This window comes from Corynebacterium kalidii (assembly GCF_022869005.1).
GTDB classification, from domain to species: Bacteria; Actinomycetota; Actinomycetes; order Mycobacteriales; family Mycobacteriaceae; genus Corynebacterium; species Corynebacterium kalidii.
Window position 1 is genome coordinate 344,438 of the sequence record NZ_JALIEA010000011.1, and the last position, 17,992, is coordinate 362,429.

At 69.6% G+C, this 17,992-nt stretch carries 19 protein-coding genes; 10 read left to right on the forward strand and 9 right to left on the reverse strand.

The features are described 5' to 3' along the window. The first annotated feature begins 173 nt into the window (after positions 1-173). Positions 174-2,807 (forward strand): preprotein translocase subunit SecA, encoded by a 2,634-nt coding sequence (gene secA, locus MUN33_RS04750; RefSeq protein ID WP_244803742.1) that lies wholly within the window; start codon positions 174-176, stop codon positions 2,805-2,807. A 15-nt stretch (positions 2,808-2,822) separates the two neighbouring features. Here secA and MUN33_RS04755 read toward each other — a convergent pair whose 3' ends face one another. After that, a complete protein-coding gene (locus MUN33_RS04755; protein WP_244803743.1) occupies positions 2,823-3,401 on the reverse strand; it encodes an Rv3235 family protein in 579 nt (192 codons plus the stop codon). A gap of 40 nt (positions 3,402-3,441) precedes the next feature. Between MUN33_RS04755 and MUN33_RS04760 the strand changes: the two genes are divergently transcribed. Further along, a complete protein-coding gene (locus tag MUN33_RS04760; RefSeq protein ID WP_244803744.1) occupies positions 3,442-3,852 on the forward strand; it encodes an HAD-IA family hydrolase in 411 nt (136 codons plus the stop codon). 1 nt (position 3,853) lies between these two features. Continuing rightward, entirely contained in the window at positions 3,854-4,360 is a 507-nt protein-coding gene (locus MUN33_RS04765) for a DUF6912 family protein (RefSeq protein WP_244803745.1), read from the forward strand. 20 nt (positions 4,361-4,380) lie between these two features. Here MUN33_RS04765 and katG read toward each other — a convergent pair whose 3' ends face one another. The 4 genes from katG to aroA form a co-directional block, all read right to left on the reverse strand. Next, complete coding sequence (katG, locus tag MUN33_RS04770) at positions 4,381-6,663, reverse strand: catalase/peroxidase HPI (protein WP_244803746.1); 2,283 nt, start codon at positions 6,661-6,663, stop codon at positions 4,381-4,383. Then, positions 6,656-7,141, reverse strand: a complete 486-nt coding sequence (locus tag MUN33_RS04775) for a Fur family transcriptional regulator (RefSeq protein ID WP_244803747.1) — start codon at positions 7,139-7,141, stop codon at positions 6,656-6,658. The genes katG and MUN33_RS04775 overlap by 8 nt, the downstream gene beginning before the upstream one ends. Before the next feature lie 100 nt (positions 7,142-7,241). Then, positions 7,242-8,264, reverse strand: coding sequence for a ribosome small subunit-dependent GTPase A (gene rsgA / locus MUN33_RS04780; RefSeq protein ID WP_244803748.1), 1,023 nt, complete (start codon positions 8,262-8,264; stop codon positions 7,242-7,244). Positions 8,265-8,272: 8 nt separating this feature from the next. After that, the gene (gene aroA / locus MUN33_RS04785; RefSeq protein WP_244803749.1) at positions 8,273-9,556 is read right to left on the reverse strand and encodes a 3-phosphoshikimate 1-carboxyvinyltransferase; all 1,284 of its coding nucleotides are present in this window, start codon (positions 9,554-9,556) and stop codon (positions 8,273-8,275) included. A gap of 59 nt (positions 9,557-9,615) precedes the next feature. Here aroA and MUN33_RS04790 point away from each other — a divergent pair, with 59 nt between their 5' ends. The 3 genes from MUN33_RS04790 (at position 9,616) to rsrA (ending at position 11,329) form a co-directional block, all read left to right on the forward strand. Continuing rightward, positions 9,616-10,305, forward strand: coding sequence for an SOS response-associated peptidase (locus MUN33_RS04790; protein WP_244803750.1), 690 nt, complete (start codon positions 9,616-9,618; stop codon positions 10,303-10,305). A 64-nt stretch (positions 10,306-10,369) separates the two neighbouring features. Beyond that, positions 10,370-10,984 (forward strand): sigma-70 family RNA polymerase sigma factor, encoded by a 615-nt coding sequence (locus tag MUN33_RS04795; RefSeq protein WP_244803751.1) that lies wholly within the window; start codon positions 10,370-10,372, stop codon positions 10,982-10,984. Positions 10,985-10,999: 15 nt separating this feature from the next. Next, the gene (gene rsrA, locus MUN33_RS04800) at positions 11,000-11,329 is read left to right on the forward strand and encodes a mycothiol system anti-sigma-R factor (RefSeq protein ID WP_244803752.1); all 330 of its coding nucleotides are present in this window, start codon (positions 11,000-11,002) and stop codon (positions 11,327-11,329) included. 68 nt (positions 11,330-11,397) lie between these two features. On the opposite strand, the gene MUN33_RS14280 is transcribed toward rsrA, so the two are convergent. Both MUN33_RS14280 and MUN33_RS04805 read right to left on the reverse strand, forming a co-directional pair. Further along, the gene (locus MUN33_RS14280) at positions 11,398-11,472 is read right to left on the reverse strand and encodes a 50S ribosomal protein bL37 (protein ID WP_439647833.1); all 75 of its coding nucleotides are present in this window, start codon (positions 11,470-11,472) and stop codon (positions 11,398-11,400) included. Positions 11,473-11,585: 113 nt separating this feature from the next. Then, positions 11,586-11,849 (reverse strand): WhiB family transcriptional regulator, encoded by a 264-nt coding sequence (locus MUN33_RS04805; RefSeq protein ID WP_038546744.1) that lies wholly within the window; start codon positions 11,847-11,849, stop codon positions 11,586-11,588. 443 nt (positions 11,850-12,292) lie between these two features. Here MUN33_RS04805 and MUN33_RS04810 point away from each other — a divergent pair, with 443 nt between their 5' ends. After that, the gene (locus tag MUN33_RS04810) at positions 12,293-12,742 is read left to right on the forward strand and encodes a hypothetical protein (RefSeq protein WP_244803753.1); all 450 of its coding nucleotides are present in this window, start codon (positions 12,293-12,295) and stop codon (positions 12,740-12,742) included. On the opposite strand, the gene MUN33_RS04815 is transcribed toward MUN33_RS04810, so the two are convergent. Together MUN33_RS04815 and MUN33_RS04820 are read right to left on the reverse strand one after the other, a co-directional pair. Further along, complete coding sequence (locus MUN33_RS04815) at positions 12,730-14,043, reverse strand: Rv3212 family protein (RefSeq protein WP_244803754.1); 1,314 nt, start codon at positions 14,041-14,043, stop codon at positions 12,730-12,732. The two genes, MUN33_RS04810 and MUN33_RS04815, sit on opposite strands and share 13 nt — an antisense overlap. Further along, positions 14,040-15,332, reverse strand: a complete 1,293-nt coding sequence (locus MUN33_RS04820) for a DEAD/DEAH box helicase (protein ID WP_244803755.1) — start codon at positions 15,330-15,332, stop codon at positions 14,040-14,042. Before MUN33_RS04820 ends, MUN33_RS04815 begins: the two co-directional genes overlap by 4 nt. A 92-nt stretch (positions 15,333-15,424) precedes the next feature. Between MUN33_RS04820 and MUN33_RS04825 the strand changes: the two genes are divergently transcribed. The 3 genes from MUN33_RS04825 (at position 15,425) to MUN33_RS04835 (ending at position 17,989) form a co-directional block, all read left to right on the forward strand. Then, positions 15,425-15,661, forward strand: coding sequence for a DUF3107 domain-containing protein (locus tag MUN33_RS04825; RefSeq protein ID WP_244803756.1), 237 nt, complete (start codon positions 15,425-15,427; stop codon positions 15,659-15,661). Positions 15,662-15,733: 72 nt separating this feature from the next. After that, positions 15,734-16,888, forward strand: a complete 1,155-nt coding sequence (locus MUN33_RS04830; protein WP_244803757.1) for a DUF3152 domain-containing protein — start codon at positions 15,734-15,736, stop codon at positions 16,886-16,888. Positions 16,889-16,960: 72 nt separating this feature from the next. Further along, positions 16,961-17,989, forward strand: coding sequence for a TIGR02569 family protein (locus tag MUN33_RS04835; protein ID WP_244803758.1), 1,029 nt, complete (start codon positions 16,961-16,963; stop codon positions 17,987-17,989). Positions 17,990-17,992: the final 3 nt, after the last annotated feature.

Consider the following 17,992-nt stretch of genomic DNA (forward strand, 5'->3'; position numbering starts at 1 on the left):
CCGACCGCGTTGTGCCGGCGGCGCCGACCGCGCCTGCCGCTGTGCAAGGCGCGGTGGCGGAGGTAGACTGAAAGACTGATCGCGCGCAGGTACCCCGGTGCCGGTGCAAGACCGTGAGCAACAACGCCAGCAAGAACCCACAGGTGCAACACAAGGTAAGGGACGAGTAGCACGTGCTAGGACTTTCGAAGATTCTCCGCCTCGGTGAAGGCCGCGCCGTCAAGCGCCTGTCCGCGATCGCGGACCAGGTCATCGCCAAGGAGGACGAGTACGCCGCCCTCTCGGACGCGGAGCTGCAGGGCAAGACCGCTGAATTCCGGGCACGTCTCGAGAAGGGCGAGAGTCTCGACGACATCCTCCTCGAGGCCTTCGCCACGGCCCGTGAGGCGTCGTGGCGTGTGCTGGGGCAGAAGCACTACAAGGTGCAGATCATGGGTGGTGCAGCCCTGCACTGGGGTTATGTCGCCGAGATGAAGACCGGTGAGGGCAAGACCCTGACCTGTGTGCTCCCGGCGTACCTCAACGGCCTGTCCGGCAAGGGTGTCCATGTCGTCACCGTCAACGACTACCTCGCCCGTCGTGACTCGGAGTGGATGGGCCGTGTCCACCGCTTCCTCGGGCTCGAGACGGACGTGATCCTGTCCGGCAAGCGCCCGGCGGACCGTCGTAAGGCCTACGCGGCCGACATCACCTACGGCACCAACAACGAGTTCGGGTTCGACTACCTGCGCGACAACATGGCGCACTCGCTGGACGACCTGGTCCAGCGGCGGGACTCCAGCCACAACTACGCCATCGTCGACGAGGTCGACTCGATCCTCATCGACGAGGCCCGGACCCCGCTGATCATCTCCGGTCCGGTGTCCGGCTCCTCCCAGTGGTTCACCGCCTTCGCCCGGATCGTGCCGAAGATGACGATGGACATCCACTACGAGGTCGACGTGAAGAAGAAGACCGTGGGTGTCAAGGAGGAGGGTGTCGAGTTCGTCGAGGACCAGCTCGGTATCGACAACCTCTACTCGCCGGAGCACTCGCAGCTGGTCAGCTACCTGAACAACGCCATCAAGGCCAAGGAGCTGTTCACCAGGGACAAGGACTACATCGTCCGCAAGGGTGAGGTCGTCATCGTCGACGAGTTCACCGGACGTATCCTCGACGGCCGCCGGTACAACGAAGGTATGCACCAGGCCATCGAGGCGAAGGAGGGTGTGGAGATCAAGAACGAGAACCAGACCCTCGCCACGGTGACGCTGCAGAACTACTTCCGTCTCTACGACAAGCTCGCCGGTATGACCGGTACGGCGGAGACCGAGGCCGCGGAGCTGAAGTCGATCTACAAGCTCGACGTGGCGGCGATCCCGACCAACCGGCCGAACCAGCGCCACGACCACATCGACCTGGTGTACAAGACGCAGGAGGCGAAGTTCGAGGCCGTCGCCGAGGACATCGCCGAGCGCGTCGCCAAAGGCCAGCCCGTCCTGGTCGGCACCACCTCGGTCGAGCGTTCCGAGTACCTGTCGAAGCTGCTGCAGGCACGTCACATCCGGCACAACGTCCTCAACGCCAAGCAGCACGAGAAGGAGGCCGAGTTCGTCGCCCAGGCCGGCCGTCTCGGCGCGGTCACGGTGGCGACGAACATGGCCGGCCGTGGTACCGACATCGTCCTCGGCGGTAACCCGGACATCATCTGCGACCTCACCCTGCGTGAGCGGGGGCTCGACCCGGTCGAGGACCCCGAGGCGTACCAGGCGGCCTGGGACGAGGAGATCGTCAAGGCACGCGAGAAGTCGAAGGAGGAGGCCGGGAAGGTCTGCGAGGTCGGTGGACTGTACGTGCTGGCCACCGAGCGGCACGAGTCGCGCCGTATCGACAACCAGCTGCGTGGCCGGTCGGCGCGTCAGGGCGACCCGGGCGAGACCCGGTTCTACCTGTCGATGCGTGATGACCTGATGACCCGGTTCGTCGGCCAGACCATGGAGAATCTCATGACCCGGCTGAACGTGCCGGACGACATGCCGATCGACTCCAAGATGGTCACCAACGCGATCAAGGGCGCGCAGGCGCAGGTCGAGAACTCGAACTTCGAGATGCGTAAGAACGTGCTCAAGTACGACGAGGTCCTCAACGAGCAGCGCAAGGTCATCTACCGTGAGCGTCGCCAGATCCTCGAGGGCGAGGACATCGCCGACAACGTCCGCACGATGATGGACGACACCATCGCCGCCTACGTCGACGGTGCGACCGCCGAGGGCTACGTGGAGGACTGGGACCTCGACGAACTGTGGACGGCGCTGGACGCCCTCTACGGCCCGTCCGTGTCCTCGACCGAGCTGATCGACGGCTCCGAGTACGGGTCGCCGGGTGAGCTGACCGCCTCGCAGCTGCTCCGGGCCCTGCAGGAGGACGCACACAAGCTCTACGACGAGCTGGAGGAGTCCGTCACCTCTGTCGGCGGCGACGAGCAGATGCGCGGCATGGAGCGCGGCGTGGTGCTCAACGTCGTCGACCAGAAGTGGCGCGAGCACCTCTACGAGATGGACTACCTCAAGGAGGGCATCGGCCTGCGGGCCATGGCGCAGCGCGACCCGTTGGTCGAGTACCAGCGTGAGGGCGGCGACATGTTCGGCCGCATGAACGACGGCATCAAGGAGGAGACGATCCGTCAGCTCTTCCTCGTGCGCAAGCAGCTCCGGGAGAAGAAGCCGGAGCAGGACGGGCCGCTGAACGTCGACGACCCGGCGGACACCCGCACGTCGCAGGAGCAGGACCAGCAGAAGTCCGTGCCGAAGACGATCATCGGCGGCTGATTCCGCGGTCGCGGTTCAGATCAGGGTCATCGTCTCCACCCGCCAGCGTCCGTCGTAGCGGGAGAGATGCCCGGCGACGGCCCGCACGCGGTCGCCGTGTGCGACGCTGGCGGTGAACGCCAGGCGGTCGGGGCGGGTGGGCGGCAGGTGGACACTCAACACCCGCGAGACCGTCGGGGGAGACGTCGTCCCGGGGGAGGGGCGGGCGTCCCGGATGCGCCCCCGCAGGTCCTCGGTGACCCCCGGGGAGAACGGGCCTTTCCGGAGGGCCGACACCGGGCGGCGGCCGTCGAGGACCTCGAGCCACACCCCCACGAGAATGCCGATGCGGGCGCGGACCGCCGCGGGGGCGGGCACGTCGGCGGTGCCTTGTGGCGTGTCCGTGCCTGGGCTCTGGTCCGTGTGGGCATCACCGGGCACCGCCGTGTCCGTGGGCGCCTGCGCAGCGGTCTCGGGCGCCGCGACCGAGCCCTCGACAGGGCCGCCGACCGGGCATGGACGGCGCAGGTAGACCAGCCCCGGCACCGCCTCGTAGCGGGTCCTCGCTGGCGTCGCAGGTGTCTTGTCGTCGATGTTCCCCGGTACAGCCCCCATGGTCGACGATGATAGCGGTCAGCGTGGCACAATGTGAGGTATGCGAGCATTGATTGTGGACTACTGTGGCGTCCTCGACGGAGCGGAGGAGGACCGCCGCCGTTGGCGTAAGGTCCTCACCGCGGCCCGGGACGCCGGCTACGGAACGGCGATCCTCTCGAACGACCCGGGTGGCCCCGGTGCCGACCCGATCCGGACCTGGCAGGAGGCCGGCTACGTCGACACCGTCGTGCTGTCCGGTGAGGTCGGCATGGATAAGCCGGATCCGGAGATCTTCATGATCACCGCTGACCGGCTCGGGGTCGACGTGAGCGACTGCATCCTGGTGGACGACTCGATCCTCAACGTCAAGGGTGCGGTGGAGTCCGGCCTGATCGGTGTGTACTACCAGCAGTTCGACCGCGCGATCGTGGAGATCTCGGGTCTCCTCGGGCTGGAAGGGACGTACTAGGATGCGGGTTTTCGTACCGGCGACATTCGGGATGCTCGGCACCCTGGCCAAGGACGGGCAGATGCCCGTGCGTTCCGGGATCGGTTTCGCGCTCACCCCGGCGCTGCGGGAGTTCTACACCGCGGGCGACGACGAGGAGATGTCCTACGCGGCCTTCCTGGAGGCGGCGCGGGCGTCCCTCCGCCTGTTGGGGATCGGTGACGAGGACCGCTTCCCGCACCGTCGGGTCGTCGTGTCCCTGGACCTGGACGACGCGGCGGTCACCCCGGAGCCGGAGAAGGGGGAGTCCGTCGTCCGGCTGCAGTCCCCCGTCGTGTCGGTGGACGACCTCGCGGCGATCCACGTGGACGACGAGGGCAACGAGCCGGCCACGGCCGCGGCGATCGAGGCTGTCGACGCCGCGGACCTCGGTGACGAGGACGCCGAGATCACCCTCGGCGACTGCGAGGACAACCTGATGAGCTGGTACGACTCCCGCGAGCTCGGGGTCCTCGTCGACCTGATGTAGACCGACGGGGCCCCGCGCCGTCAGCGGTGCAGGTCGAAGCGGTCGGCCTCGGTGACCTTGGTCCAGGCCGCGATGAAGTCGGCGAGGAACCGGTCCACGGCGTCGTCGCTGGCGTAGACCTCCGCCAGGGCGCGCAGCTCGGAGTTCGAGGCGAAGACCAGGTCGGCCCTGGTCCCGGTCCACTTCTCCTCGCCGGTCTCACCGTCGGTGCAACGGAAGACGGTGGACCGGTCGTCGACGGCGACCCAGTCGTTGCCGAGCTCGAGCAGGTTGACGAAAAAGTCGTTGCTGAGCACGCCGGGCCGGTCGGTGAGGATGCCGTGCTCGGAGGCGCCGTGCGTGGCACCCAGGGCGCGCAGGCCACCGACCAGCACGGTCATCTGCGGTGCGGTGAGGCCCAGCAGGTCCGCCTTGTCGACGAGCAGGTGCTCGGCGGGGACGTCCAGGCCGGCGGCCTGGTAGTTGCGGAACCCGTCCGCCTGGGGCTCCAGGTAGGCGAAGGACTTGACGTCGGTCTGGTCCTGCGCGGCGTCGACCCGGCCCGGGGTGAACGGCACGCTCACCGGCGTTCCGGCGTCCGCGGCGGCCTTCTCGATGGCGGCGTTGCCCGCCAGCACGATCAGGTCGGCCAGGGACAGGTGCCGGGGAGCGTTCTCCTCGTTGAACCCGGCCTGGATGGACTCCAGCGTGGACAGCACCTCGGCGAGCTGTGCAGGCTCGTTGGCCTCCCAGCTGCGCTGCGGTTCGAGACGGATCCGGGCGCCGTTGGCGCCGCCGCGGAAGTCGGTGCCGCGGTAGGTGGAGGCCGACGCCCAGGCGGTCTTCACCAGCTGGGACACGCTCAGGCCGGACTCCAGGACCTTCGCCTTGAGTGCCTCGACGTCGGCGGCGGTGAGGGCCTCGCCCTCGGCCTCGGGCAGGGGGTCCTGCCAGAGGAGGTCCTCGGTGGGCACTTCGGGGCCGATGTACCGGGACTTCGGGCCCATGTCGCGGTGGGTCAGCTTGAACCAGGCGCGGGCGAAGGCGTCGCTGAGGGCCTCCTGGTTGTCCTTGAACTTCCGGGAGATCTTCTCGTACGCGGGATCGACGCGCAGGGAGATGTCGGTGGTCAGCATGCGCGGCTCACGACGCCCGGCGGAGTGCGCCATGGGGACCATGTCGGCGCCGCCGCCGTCCTTCGGACGCCAGTGGAAGTGCCCGCCCTCGCCCTTGGTGAGCTCCCACTCGTAGGCGAAGAGGATGTGGAAGAACTCGTTGTCCCAGCGGGTGGGGTGGTAGGTCCAGGTCACTTCCAGACCGGAGGTGATCTGGTCGTCGCCCTTGCCCGTGCCGTAGTGGTTCTCCCAGCCGAGTCCCTGGCGCCGCAGCGGCGCGGCCTCGGGGTCGGGACCGACGTTCTCCTCGTTGTCGGGGGCGGCACCGTGGGTCTTGCCGAAGGTGTGGCCACCGGCGATCAGGGCCACGGTCTCCTCGTCGTCCATACCCATCCGGCCGAAGGTCTCGCGGATGTCGTGGGCGGCGGCAGCCGGGTCGGGGTTGCCCTCCGGGCCCTCCGGGTTGACGTAGATCAGGCCCATGGTCGTGGCGCCGAACGGCTTCTGCAGCTCACGGGAGGTGTCGTTGGTCCCGGCGTAGCGGGCGTCCGTGCCGAGCCAGTCGGTCTCCGCACCCCAGAAGACGTCCTCGGGCTCCCACACGTCCTCGCGTCCGCCGCTGAAGCCGAAGGTCTCGAAGCCCATGGACTCCAGGGCGACGTTGCCGGCCAGGATCATCAGGTCACCCCAGGAGAGGTTCTGGCCGTACTTCTTCTTCACCGGCCACAGGACCCGGCGGGCCTTGTCCAGGCCCACGTTGTCGGGCCAGCTGTCCAGCGGGGCGAACCGCTGCTGGCCGGCGCCGCCGCCACCGCGTCCGTCCTGCGAGCGGTAGGTGCCGGCGGAGTGCCAGGCCATACGGATGATCAGCGGGCCGTAGTGGCCGAAGTCCGCCGGCCACCACGGCTGTGAGGTGGTCAGGACCTCCTCGATGTCCTTCTTGACCTCGGCGAGGTCGAGCTGGCTGAAGGCCTCTGCGTAGTTGAAGTCCGCCGAGGTCGGACGGATCTCCTGCGGGTTGTGGGCGAGCAGGCGCAGGTTCAGCCGCTTGGGCCACCAGCGCTGGTTCGCGTTGCCCTCGGTGGGCAGCGGTAGGCGGGACCCCTGGGCGTCGCCCCGCTCGGCCTGCTGTGCCTGCGGTGCGTTGCCGCCCTGGGGGGCGGAGCCGCCACCGTGGGCGACGGGGCAGCCGGACATCGGGTCAGTCATCGGTCTTCTCCTGGTTGTGGGTCGGGTTGGTGGACTGGGTGTTTTCGGCGGTCGCACAGTCTGTGCAGACGGCGCGGAACATGACGTCGGCCGCGAGCACGGTGTGCATCCCGTGCCCCTCGGCCGGTGTCAGGCAGGGGGCGCGGCCGATGACGCACTCGACGTCCTCGAGCCGTCCGCACACCACGCACTGGATGTGGTGGTGGTTGTCCTCCGAGTTGGTCTCGAAGCGTGCGGCGCCTGCGCCGGGAAGGTCGATCCGGCGGAGGAGTCCGCGTGCGCTCAGATCGTTGACGACGTTGTGGACGGACTGCATGGACACCGTGGGCAGCTCCCCGCTGATCCCGGCATGGACCTGTGCGGCGGTGCTGTGGGGGTGGTCGTGCAGGTACCGCAGGGCGGCGACGCGGCCCGGTGTGGCCCGGAGCCCCAATTGCCGCACCTGGTCGGCCCAGGGTGCCGTCGGATCTGTGCGCATGGCTCCCACACTACCCGCAGATTTGAATGCTCACAACTTTGAATCACTAAAAATAATGCTGTCCCCGTATAGCTACTCGCGGCCGGCTACGCCCCGCAGCTCACATCTCCCAGTCGTTGTTGCTGCGCAGTGCCTCCAGCAGGGACCGCACGGCGGCGACCCGTCGGGCGCTCGCCCCGGTCAGCGTGTCGAGGGCGCACTCGGGGTCGGCCGGCGGGCCGGCGTGGGTGCATCCCCGTGGGCAGTCCTCGATGACGGCACCGAGATCCTCGAACACCCCGATCACGGTGTCGGGGTCCACGTGGGCCAGCCCGAAACTGCGGATGCCGGGGGTGTCCACGATCCAGCCGGCCCCGGGGTCTCCGGGGAGGCGCAGTGCGACCGACTGGGTCGAGGTGTGGCGTCCCTTGCCCACCCCGGACACCGCACCGGTCTCCCTGCCTGCACCGGGGACCAACCGGTTGACCAGCGTGGATTTCCCGACACCAGAGTGGCCGATCAGGGCGGTGAGGTGGCCGGTGACCACGTCGGTCACCGGTGTCAGTGCATCGTCGACCCCACCGAGGATCACCTCGACGTCCAGCGCCTCGAACTCGGCGGCGAACGCCGTGGGGTCCGCCAGGTCGGACTTGGTCAGGCACAGCACCGGCCGGAGTCCGCCCACGAAGGCGGCGATCAGGGCGCGTTCGACGAACCCCGACCGCGGCGGGGGGTCGGCCACCGCGGTGACGATCAGCAGCTGGTCTGCGTTGGCGACGACGATACGTTCGTAGGGGTCGGTGTCGTCGGCGGTGCGGCGCAGCACCGTGGACCGTTCCTCCAGCCGGACGATGCGGGCGAGCGTCCCGTCGCGCCCCGACACGTCGCCGACCACAGCCACCCGGTCGCCGACGACGACGGGCGTGCGGCCCATCTCACGGGCCCGCATGCAGATCGCCGGCGGGCTGTCCGGCCCGTGACCGTCGATGACGACCCCCCACCGGCCCCGGTCCTTGGTGACGACCATGCCGGTCAGGGCGTTCTTGTGGTCGGGACGGTCCTTCGTCCTGGGACGCGTGCCCCGTCCGGGACGCACCCGGATGTCGGACTCGTCGTACTGGCGCCTGCCGCTGGAACGTGCCATCAGTGCGCTCAGCCCTCGACCATCTGCGTCCACCGCAGGTCGAAGTCCGGCAGTGTCTTTGCCGTGGTGGCGATGTCCTCCACCAGGACGTCCGGGGTGACCAGGCCGAGCACCGCACCGGCCGTCGCCATGCGGTGGTCGGCGTAGGTGTGCCAGACCCCGCCGTGCAACGGCTCGGGGTCGATGACCAGTCCGTCCTCGGTCTGGGTCACCCCGCAGCCCAGGCCGGACAGTTCACGCTGCAGGGCCGCGAGCCGGTCGGTCTCGTGCCCGCGCAGGTGCGCGATGCCGTACAGGTGACTGCGTCCCTCGGCGACGGCGCACAGTGCCGCGACGGTGGGGGTCAGTTCCCCGACGTCGTGCATGTCCCAGCTGATCCCCTGCAGCGCGCCGCCGGCGGCACCGGTGACCTCCAGGATACCGGAGTGGGTGTGCCGTTCGACGACGGCACCCATGTCCTGCAGGATCACCCGGAACTGGTCGCCGGGCTGGGTCGTCGTCGCCGGCCAGTCAGGCACCCGGACCGTCCCACCGGTGACCGCCGCGGCGGCGAGGAACGGCGTGGCGTTCGACAGGTCCGGCTCCACCGACCAGTGCCGGCCGGCGACCGGCCCCGGGTGGACCGTCCACCGGTTGAACTCGGCGTCCACACGCACTCCGGCGGCCCGCAGCATCTCCACCGTCATCTCGACATGCGGCAGGCTCGGGATCGCGGTGCCGGTGTGGACCACCGTCACCCCCTCGTCGAAACGGGCACCGGCGAGCAGCAGACCCGAGACGAACTGCGACGACTCCGAGGCGTCGATGTGGACCTCGCCGCCGCGCAGGCCCCCGGCACCGGTCACCCGGAAGGGGAGGGGACGGGCCGGGTCGCCGGACCCGGTGACCTGCGCCCCCAGGGCGTCGAGCGAGCTCAGCGTGGTGCCCATGGGGCGCTTCTGCGCGGCGTCGTCGGCGGTGAACAGCACCTCGCCGTGCGCCAACGCCGCCACGGGTGGGAGGAACCGCAGGACCGTACCGGCGAGCCCGCACTCGATCTCGGCGCCGTGCAGGGCGCCCGGTGTGACGGTGAAGGTGTCGCCGTCGACGGTGACGGACGCCCCCAGCGCGCTCAGGGCGTCCGCCATCAGGTCGGTGTCGCGGCTGCGCAGCGCACCGTCGACGACGCTCGGACCGTCCGCCAGCGCGGCGAGCACCAGGGCACGGTTGGTGATGGACTTCGACCCGGGGACAGACACGGTCGCGGACACGGGGGAGGCGGCCACGGGAGCCGGCCACAGTTCGGCTGTCATGGGCGCCATTATCCCACGGGAGGGTCCACAGGTGGGTGAACGGAGGTAGTTTCGGGGTCATGTGCGGCCGCTACGTGATGTTCAGTACCACCGAGACCCTCCTCGAGACAACCTCCCGCCTTGTCGGTGAGCAGGTCGGGGCGGTCGGCGGCGGGCCCGCGCCCAGCTGGAACATCGCGCCGACACACACCGTCGCCGTCCTGCGGCGCTACACCGGTGCCGTGACGCTCGGGCCGGCGGTGTGGGGCTACCCGGCACCCTGGCGCGCCGGGACCGTGCTGTTCAACGCCCGCGGGGAGACCGTCTTCGACAAGGCCAGCTTCCGCGGGTCGTCCCCCTGCCTGTTCGTCATGGACGGCTGGTACGAGTGGAAGGACCGGCAGCCCCACTACGTCGACACGCCGTCCGGACCTCTCGTGGCGGCCGGTCTGTGCCGCGCCGGGGAGGGTGACCTCGCCGGACGGCTCACCGCCACCATGGTGACCACCGCCTCGGCGGGGCCGGTGGACTGGGTGCACGACCGTATGCCCCGGCTGCTCGCGGCCGGCACGGACGGGGGTGGGGACGTGCTGTCGTGGCTGGACGGGGCCGACAGCGACCGGCGCGCCCTGGCCGCCTCCCCGCCGCGTGACGGCGTCCTCGACCTGCTGCGCACTAGGGCAGCCGACCGCCGGGTGGGCGACGTCGCGGTGAACGGCCCGGAGCTGATCGGTGCGACGGGGGACCCTGCCCGGGCAGAAGGGGACTAGGATGGGAGGGAACAAGACCGACGCATGTGGCGTTGAGTCCGACAGGGTGAACGGGAAGGAGCCCATGAACAACCCAGTGAAGCGCACCGGTGACAGCGACGAGCAACTGCTCGCCCGCTTCGAGGAGGATGCGCTGCCGCTGCTGGATCAGCTCTACGGCGCGGCGTTGCGGATGACCCGCAACCCCGCCGATGCGCAGGACCTGGTCCAGGACGCCTACATGAAGGCGTTCCAGGCGTTCGGTTCCTACCGGCCCGGCACCAACCTGAAGGCGTGGATGTACCGCATCCTCACCAACACCTACATCAACCAGTACCGCAAGGCGCAGCGGCGGCCGAAGGAGACGTCCGACGAGGAGGTCACCGACTGGCAGCTGGCCGATTCGGCGTCGCACGACTCGATCGGCCTGCAGTCGGCGGAGATCGAGGCGTTGCAGCGGATCCCCGACAAGCGCATCCAGGACGCCCTGATGAGCCTGTCGGACGACTACCGCATGGTCGTCTACTACGCCGACGTCGAACAGCTGCCGTACAAGGAGATCGCCGAGATCATGGACACCCCGATCGGCACGGTGATGAGCCGTCTGCACCGGGGGCGGCGTCAGCTGCGGGCGAAACTCAAGGACGTCGCCGTCGAGCACGGCATCGGTACAGCGAAGCGGCCGGCAGGCAAGATCTGAGGAGTGTGACAAGGAATGTCTGACAACCCTGGGAACATGAGCCACAACCCGTGCAGCGGGACGGCCAGGAGCGAGTGCGACGAGCTCGTCGAGGTGCTCTACGAGTACATCGACGTGAAGAACGGCGACTGCGAGGGCGAGCAGTACCGTCAGGTGCGCGCCCGGCTCGAGCGGCACGTGGACGAGTGCCCGTCGTGTCTGGAGGCGCTCGGTATCGAACAACAGGTCCGTGAACTGCTGCGGTCCCGGTGCTGTGGCCGCGCACCGCAGGAACTGCGGGGGAGGATCATGACGTCGCTGCACGCCACGGTGACGACGTCGGTGCGGGTGCGCTACTCGGAGTGAGTGCACCATAGCGAGAGGCCCGGCCGGGATCGTGATCCTGGTCGGGCCTCGTCGGTGCTGTACGAACGTTAGGCGCTCGGACGCTTGCCGTGGTTCGCCTTGTTCTTGCGACGGTCCTTACGCTTGCGGCCACGCTTGCTCATGACGGCTCCTCGTTGACGGTGTAGATGGTACGTATAACCGCTTCAGGATACCGGGGGACGGTGTCGCGTGGGAAATCCCGCGGCACGGGGTGCCGCGGGAATGCAGGGGAACGTCAGGCGGTGGCGACGCGGGTGCGTGCCCGGCCGCGGTTGTTGCGGCGCTTCAGGGCGCGACGCTCGTCCTCGCTCATGCCGCCCCAGACGCCGGCGTCCTGGCCGGACTCGATGGCCCAGGCGAGGCAGGCGTTGGTGACGGGGCACTTGTTGCAGACCAGCTTCGCCTTGGCGATCTGGGCGAGTGCGGGGCCGGAGTTGCCCACCGGGAAGAACAGCTCGGGGTCTTCGGAACGGCAGATGGCTTCGTGGCGCCAGTCCATGGTGATCTTCTCCTTCAACAGTGTTGACAGCGTCGGTGCAGAGTGGCGAACCGTGCTCACGGGAATGGTTGGGCGGGCTGTCGTGCCCGTCGCCGTGGGGGGACGGTTCTGGAGTCGTCGGTGGGGATTCGTTGACACGAGCCGGACCACGGTAGGGTGGGGCCATGCAATGGTGTCAGGTGGGAAAGCAGGGTCGGGTTCGGCCTCGGTAACCTGTCCGTAACCTCGTGGCCCTCTCTCCGTTACATGTGCAATATTGGCATGTCGCGGTGGAGTGCGCTAGAGGGGCGGCCATTTTTGTGGTTAAGCTCACAGGGGTATGATTTGGGGCTTTAGGTAAGGGTGGGTTAACGGACAGCTCGGTACGGTATGGTCTTCGCGGCCTGCGTACCGTCCGGTGCCGGTTGTGGGGTGGGGGCGCATGCCCAGTAGAATCGGCCCCCATGAGTCCCACGAGCGCAGACGACGGTACAGCACTTGTCCTTCCCCCGAGCGTGCGGTGGGCCGGATGGATCGGCATGGTCGAGGGGATCGTCGGCCTCGCGTTCGCGGTCTACCTCGCCGTCGGCGCGGTCCGTGGCGACGAGGACTCCACCGCGCAGTTCGGGGGTGTCGCGGTGGAGTCGATCGGGTACGGGTGGGGCACCGCTGCCTGGTTCGGTTTCTTCGGTGGTGTCGTCGCCGTGGCCGGCTGGTGCCTGTCGACGGGGCGCCGGTGGGGGCGCGGACCGGTGGCTATGCTGCACCTGTTCCTGTTGCCGATCTCGGTCTACATGTTCTCCTCGGGGCGCCCGGAGCTGGCCGTCCCGACGGCGGCGGTCGGCGCCCTCGGTCTGGCGCTGCTGTTCAACCCCACGGCCGTGGAGTGGGCGGCCCGCCGCTACGGTCGCTGACGTAGCGCGACCATCTCGTCTCCGCGCTGTTCGACCACCACGTCGCCCCGGACCCGGAGACTGACCGGGCCGTCGTGGTCCCCGCGGTCGACCGGTACGGTGCGCTCGACGGTGCCGGTGTCCCAGTCGACCACGGCGATCCCCCCGGGTACCGGCACCAGCAGGGACCCCGCCATGGCGTCCCCGGAGCCGAGTGCGGGGACGCTGAACCGGGGCTCCAGGTTCGTCGGGCCGAACCCGACGAGCCGCTCGCCGTCGAACCACGTCATATGGTGGGGCAGGTCCCCGGTGACCGGGATGAACGGGGCGTCGGCGTGCCCCTCGGCGAGATATGTCAGGGCGGGGGACGGGTCGGCCGGATGCTGCTCGAAGGACCCGTCGGTGTGCAGGACCTGGAACCGGCTGCCGGAGTAGTCGTCCGGGCCGGTGGCCCGTCGTCCGTCGCCGTGCACGTAGATCACCGCGGCCTCCTGCGCCACCCCCACCAGTTCAGCGTCCGGCGGGACGGTGAACTCGTGGGTCACCTCGGGCTCCCCGGACTCCTCCGGGTCGGCGACCTGCAGACTGACGGTCCCCTTGCCGTCCTCCCGGTCGCAGTCGGCCATGACGGCCAGGAGGTCCTTCCGGGTCAGCGAGGAGCTGAACCGGCAGCCGTCGAGCGGCTGGGCGTCGGCGGACACCGGTGTCTCGACATGCCCGACCTCCACGGTCCGGACCAGGTCGGAGCGCCACAGCTCCACCCGGTCCTCACTGAGCACCCCGACGTGGTCGAGTGAGCGGAACAGCCCGACATCCGTACTGCCCAGCGAGGACCGGGTGTCCTCGTAGCCTCCGGTCGAGGCGGCGAGCGAGGTGACGTCCGAGCAGCCCTTCGGTCCGCGGTAGACCGTCACGACGCGGCCCCAGTTGCCGGCGACACCGCAGAGATGCCGGTCGCGGCTGTAGCTCCACGCCTCGTGTCCGTCGTCCACGGCGACACCGGCCACGCGGTCACCGTCACGGACCACGGCTGTGCCGTCCACCAGCACCGGCTCACCGACTCCGGAGGGGCCCGAGGGTTCTGAACGCGTCCGCCAGATCTCGGCGAGGTTCTCCGGCGGAGCCACCGCCGCCGACGGGGGTGCGACGGCCTCCCCGGGGCCGGCCTCGGTGTGCGAGGTACCGCGGGCGTCGGAGAAGTACCAGGTGGCCAGGACCACGAGCAGGACGGCCACGGTGATCACCGCGGTGACCGTGACATCGGTTCTTGAGCGCTGTTCAGGGGGGACGCCGCGGTCCCGCCGGACACGCAGCGGGCTCACGGCCGGGCTCTCCTCTTCGCCGGCGCCGTGGCGGACGCGGCACCCTGCACCTTCCTGGGCGGACCGACCCGGTCCCGGACGTCGTCGGGCAGCGAGAACTCGGCGAGGAACTCCGGTGACCCCGAGAACCACTGCGGCGGGTCGTGCCGGCCGAGGTCGAGGGTCTCGTCGATGGCACGCCACCGGGTGACCTCGTCCCACCCGACCAGGGTGACGGCCACGCCGGAGCGCCCCGCACGGCCCGTCCGGCCGATGCGGTGGACGTAGGTCTTGTCGTCGTCGGGCACCTGGTAGTTGATGACGTGGGTGACGTCGTCCACGTCGATGCCGCGGGCGGCGACGTCGGTGGCCACCATCACGCTGACCCGTCCCTCCCGGAAGGCGTCCAGGGAGTTCTCGCGGTCCTTCTGGCGCATGTCCCCGTGCACGGCACCGACGTCGAAACCGAGCTCCGCCAGGTCGCCGGCGATGATCGCCGCCTGCCGCTTCGTTCTCGCGAAGACGATGGTGCGGCCCCGGCCCGGCGTCTGCAGGATCCGGGCCAGCACGCTCATCCGGTCGAGTTTGTGGGACTGGAACACGGTCTGCCGGGTGGTGACGTGGGTGGCGCGGGCGTCCTCGAGGTCGGCGCGGATCAACACCGGCCGGTTCATGAACTGGCGGGTCAGGGCGACGATCGGCCCCGGCATCGTCGCCGAGAAGAGCATCGTCTGCCGGTCGTCCGCGGTCTGCGCCATGATCTTCTTGACGTCGTCCAGGAACCCCTGGTCGAGCATCTCGTCGGCCTCGTCCAGCACCAGCACCTGGACGTGGGAGAGGTCGAGGTGCCCCTGGCGGGCGAGGTCCAGCAGACGCCCCGGCGTGCCGACGACCAGGTCCGCCCCCGCCTCCAGTGCGGCGGTCTGCTTCTCGAACGGCACCCCGCCGTAGATCGTGGTCACGGTGAACGGGCGGTCACCGACGGTGAGGTGGCGTGCCGCCGCCGAGAGGTCCCCGGTGACCTGGATGCCCAGCTCCCGGGTGGGGACCACGACCAGGCCACGGACCGTGCCGTCGAGCTCCGCGATCGCGGCGTCGTCGAAGAGCCGGTCGAGCAGGGGGACGCCGAATCCCAGGGTCTTGCCCATTCCGGTCCGCGCCTGCCCGATCAGGTCCTTGCCGACCAGGGCGAGCGGCAGCGTGCGCTCCTGGATCGCGAACGCCTCCGCGATGCCGTCCTCCTCGAGCGCGTCGACGATCTCGGCGGCCACACCGAGATCCCGGAATGTTGGTCTCACCACGGGCGTCATCCCCTCCATCGTCTTTTCCACGTTCGTCGCTATGATGGTCCACGTTACAGTCATCGCAATGCGAGAGAGAAAGAAAGGCCTGAAGGCACCATATGGACATCAAGGTCGGATTCGTCGACAACCCCCGCGATCTCGTCATCAGCAGTGCAGATGAGCAGGACGCAGTCGTGGCACAGGTGGAGGAGTTCCTCGCCTCGAAGAACACCGACTCCACAGGCACCCTGACCCTGAAGGACAACAAGGGGTCGATCTACATCATCGTGCGTGACCAGGTGTCCTACGTGGAGGTGGGCTCCTCCGCCCAGCGCCCCGTCGGCTTCATCGCCTGAGTCCGCGCACCAGTCTGAACCCGAGACCGCCGGCACACCCGAGACCGCAACCGACGACGGACAGTGGACCCCATGCCTCCCGACGACCCTTCCCGTACCCCTGAACCCCGGAACGGGGGAGCGGACGGGCCGATCCGTCGGGAGCGCTTCGACCTGCCCCGGTCCAACGGGACGGACGGCGGTGGCCCGGGCCGCCACGCCGGGAACGTCGACCGCGACCCGTACCGGGGTTCCGGGCGTCCCGGCCAGTCCCGGCAGGCGGCACCGCGGCAGCCGCAGCGGCGCCGTTGGCTCGGCGTCGGCGGCGTCCTCGTCCTGCTGCTCACCATCGCCGTGGTCACCGAGCTCGTGGTCGCCGGACGGGACGACGACGGCGGTGATGCCGGCGGTGACACCGGTGACACACACGTCACGGGGGCCTCGGAGACACTCGTCTCCGAGGGACACGGGGAGGGCCGGGAAGGCCCTGTCCCCGGTGACGCACCGGACACCGGCGGTGTCGGTGAACTCCCGGCCGGACCCGAGGTGACCGCACGCGGCGACGGCGACTACCGCGGCGTCGGGAGAGCGGGGATGACCGCCGGCGACCCGGACCGGCGGGACGCCGACACCTACACCTTCGTCGTCGAGGTGGAGAAGGGGCTCGACACCTCCGTGCTCGGTGGCGGCGACGCCTTCGCCTCCACTGTCGACGCGACGCTGTCGGACCCCAGGTCGTGGATCTCGAACGGTTCGTTCGCCTTCCGCCATGTCAGTGTCACCGACCGGCGCGCACCGGACCTGCGGATCCGGCTGACCTCCCCGGAGACCACACGCGAGGTCTGCGGTGGCCAGATCGAGCTGGAGACCAGCTGCTTCGTCGAGGGGCCGGACGTGGAGGGCGAACGCAGGGGAGCGGCGAACGCCGGTCGCGTGGTGGTCAACGCCGCCCGGTGGGTCCGCGGGGCGACGACCTTCGAGGGGGACCTCGGCGCATACCGCCAGTACCTCTTGAACCACGAGGTCGGGCATGGGCTCGGGTTCGCCCGGCACCAGGTGTGCCCGGAGGACGGTGTGCTGGCCCCGCTGATGATGCAGCAGACCATGAGCCTCAACAACGGCGAGCTCCAGGACCTCGAGGCCGGCCGGGAGTACGGGGCGGCCGGCCGGGACACGACCTGCCGTCCGAACGCCTGGCCGTTCCCGCACGGGCGGAGCGAGGGCGACCCCGTCGACGTCCGGGACTGACTTTTCCCACCTGACCTGCGTGTTCGAATGGTCACAGGGAACTGTCCGGAACGGGCGTTAGAGTGTGTAGCCATGATCGAGAACTCCGTGTCGAATGCACCTGTCCCCGCTGCCGCGCCGCCTGCGGCGATCCGGGCAGGTTTCCAGGTGTCGCAGGCCACGCCGGTGGAGCTCGGCGGGGCGTGGGGGGACGGCTGGCGGTGCGACCGTGCCGTGCTGGTCCCGTCGGAGGACCGTGCCCGGGCGACGTGGACGGCGCAGATGATGGACCGGGTCAGGCCCGCGGGGGTCTCCGTCGCCCGTCCGCTGCGTTCCACCGACGGACGCTACGCCGTCGGCGGGTGGACGGCCCGTGCCTTCCTTTCCGGGCACCGGGCACCCCGGTTCGACGAGACCGCGGCCAGCGTCCTGCGCTTCAACGAGGCCCTGGACCAGGCGATGCAGGGGGAGCCGCGTCCGGCGTTCCTGGACATGGCGGCCCGGGTCTCCCGTGGTGCGGCCGCCGGAGGCCAGGTCGACACGTTGAGCGAGACCGAGCTCTTCGCCGTGGCGGAGGCCGCCGCGTGGGCTGACGACCCCACCGACCTGCTGATGCCCGTCATGGACCTGGGTGTGGTCCCGCGGGACGACGTCGCCGCGGCCATGGAGAAGGCCACCGGGCTGATGCTGTTGCGTGAGGAGGTCACCGCACCGGACCAGCTGGTCCACGGTGACGCGCTGGGGTGCACGGTCTACGACGGGTACGCCGATCCGGCGATCGTGGACTTCGTGCCGGCCTGGCGGCCCACCGGCTGGTCGGTGGCGCTGCTGGTGGTCGACGCCATCGCCTGGGCGAATGCGGAGGACGGCCTGCTCGACCGCTGGTCGCACCTGCAGGACTTCGACCAGCTGCTGCTGCGCGCGGTCCTGTTCCGCCTCTTCGCGCACGCCGCGGTCCCCGGCACCCTGCCACAGGCCTGGCCGGGGCTGTCCAGGGTCAGCGACGTGATCTCGGCGCGGGTCGGCGGGGTACGCCGCGCCGCCCCGGTGGGGGACGGCGCCCCGGAGTCTGACGCAGAGCCGGGTACGGCCGACCTGCCCGGGGACGAGGGGGACCACTGAGCG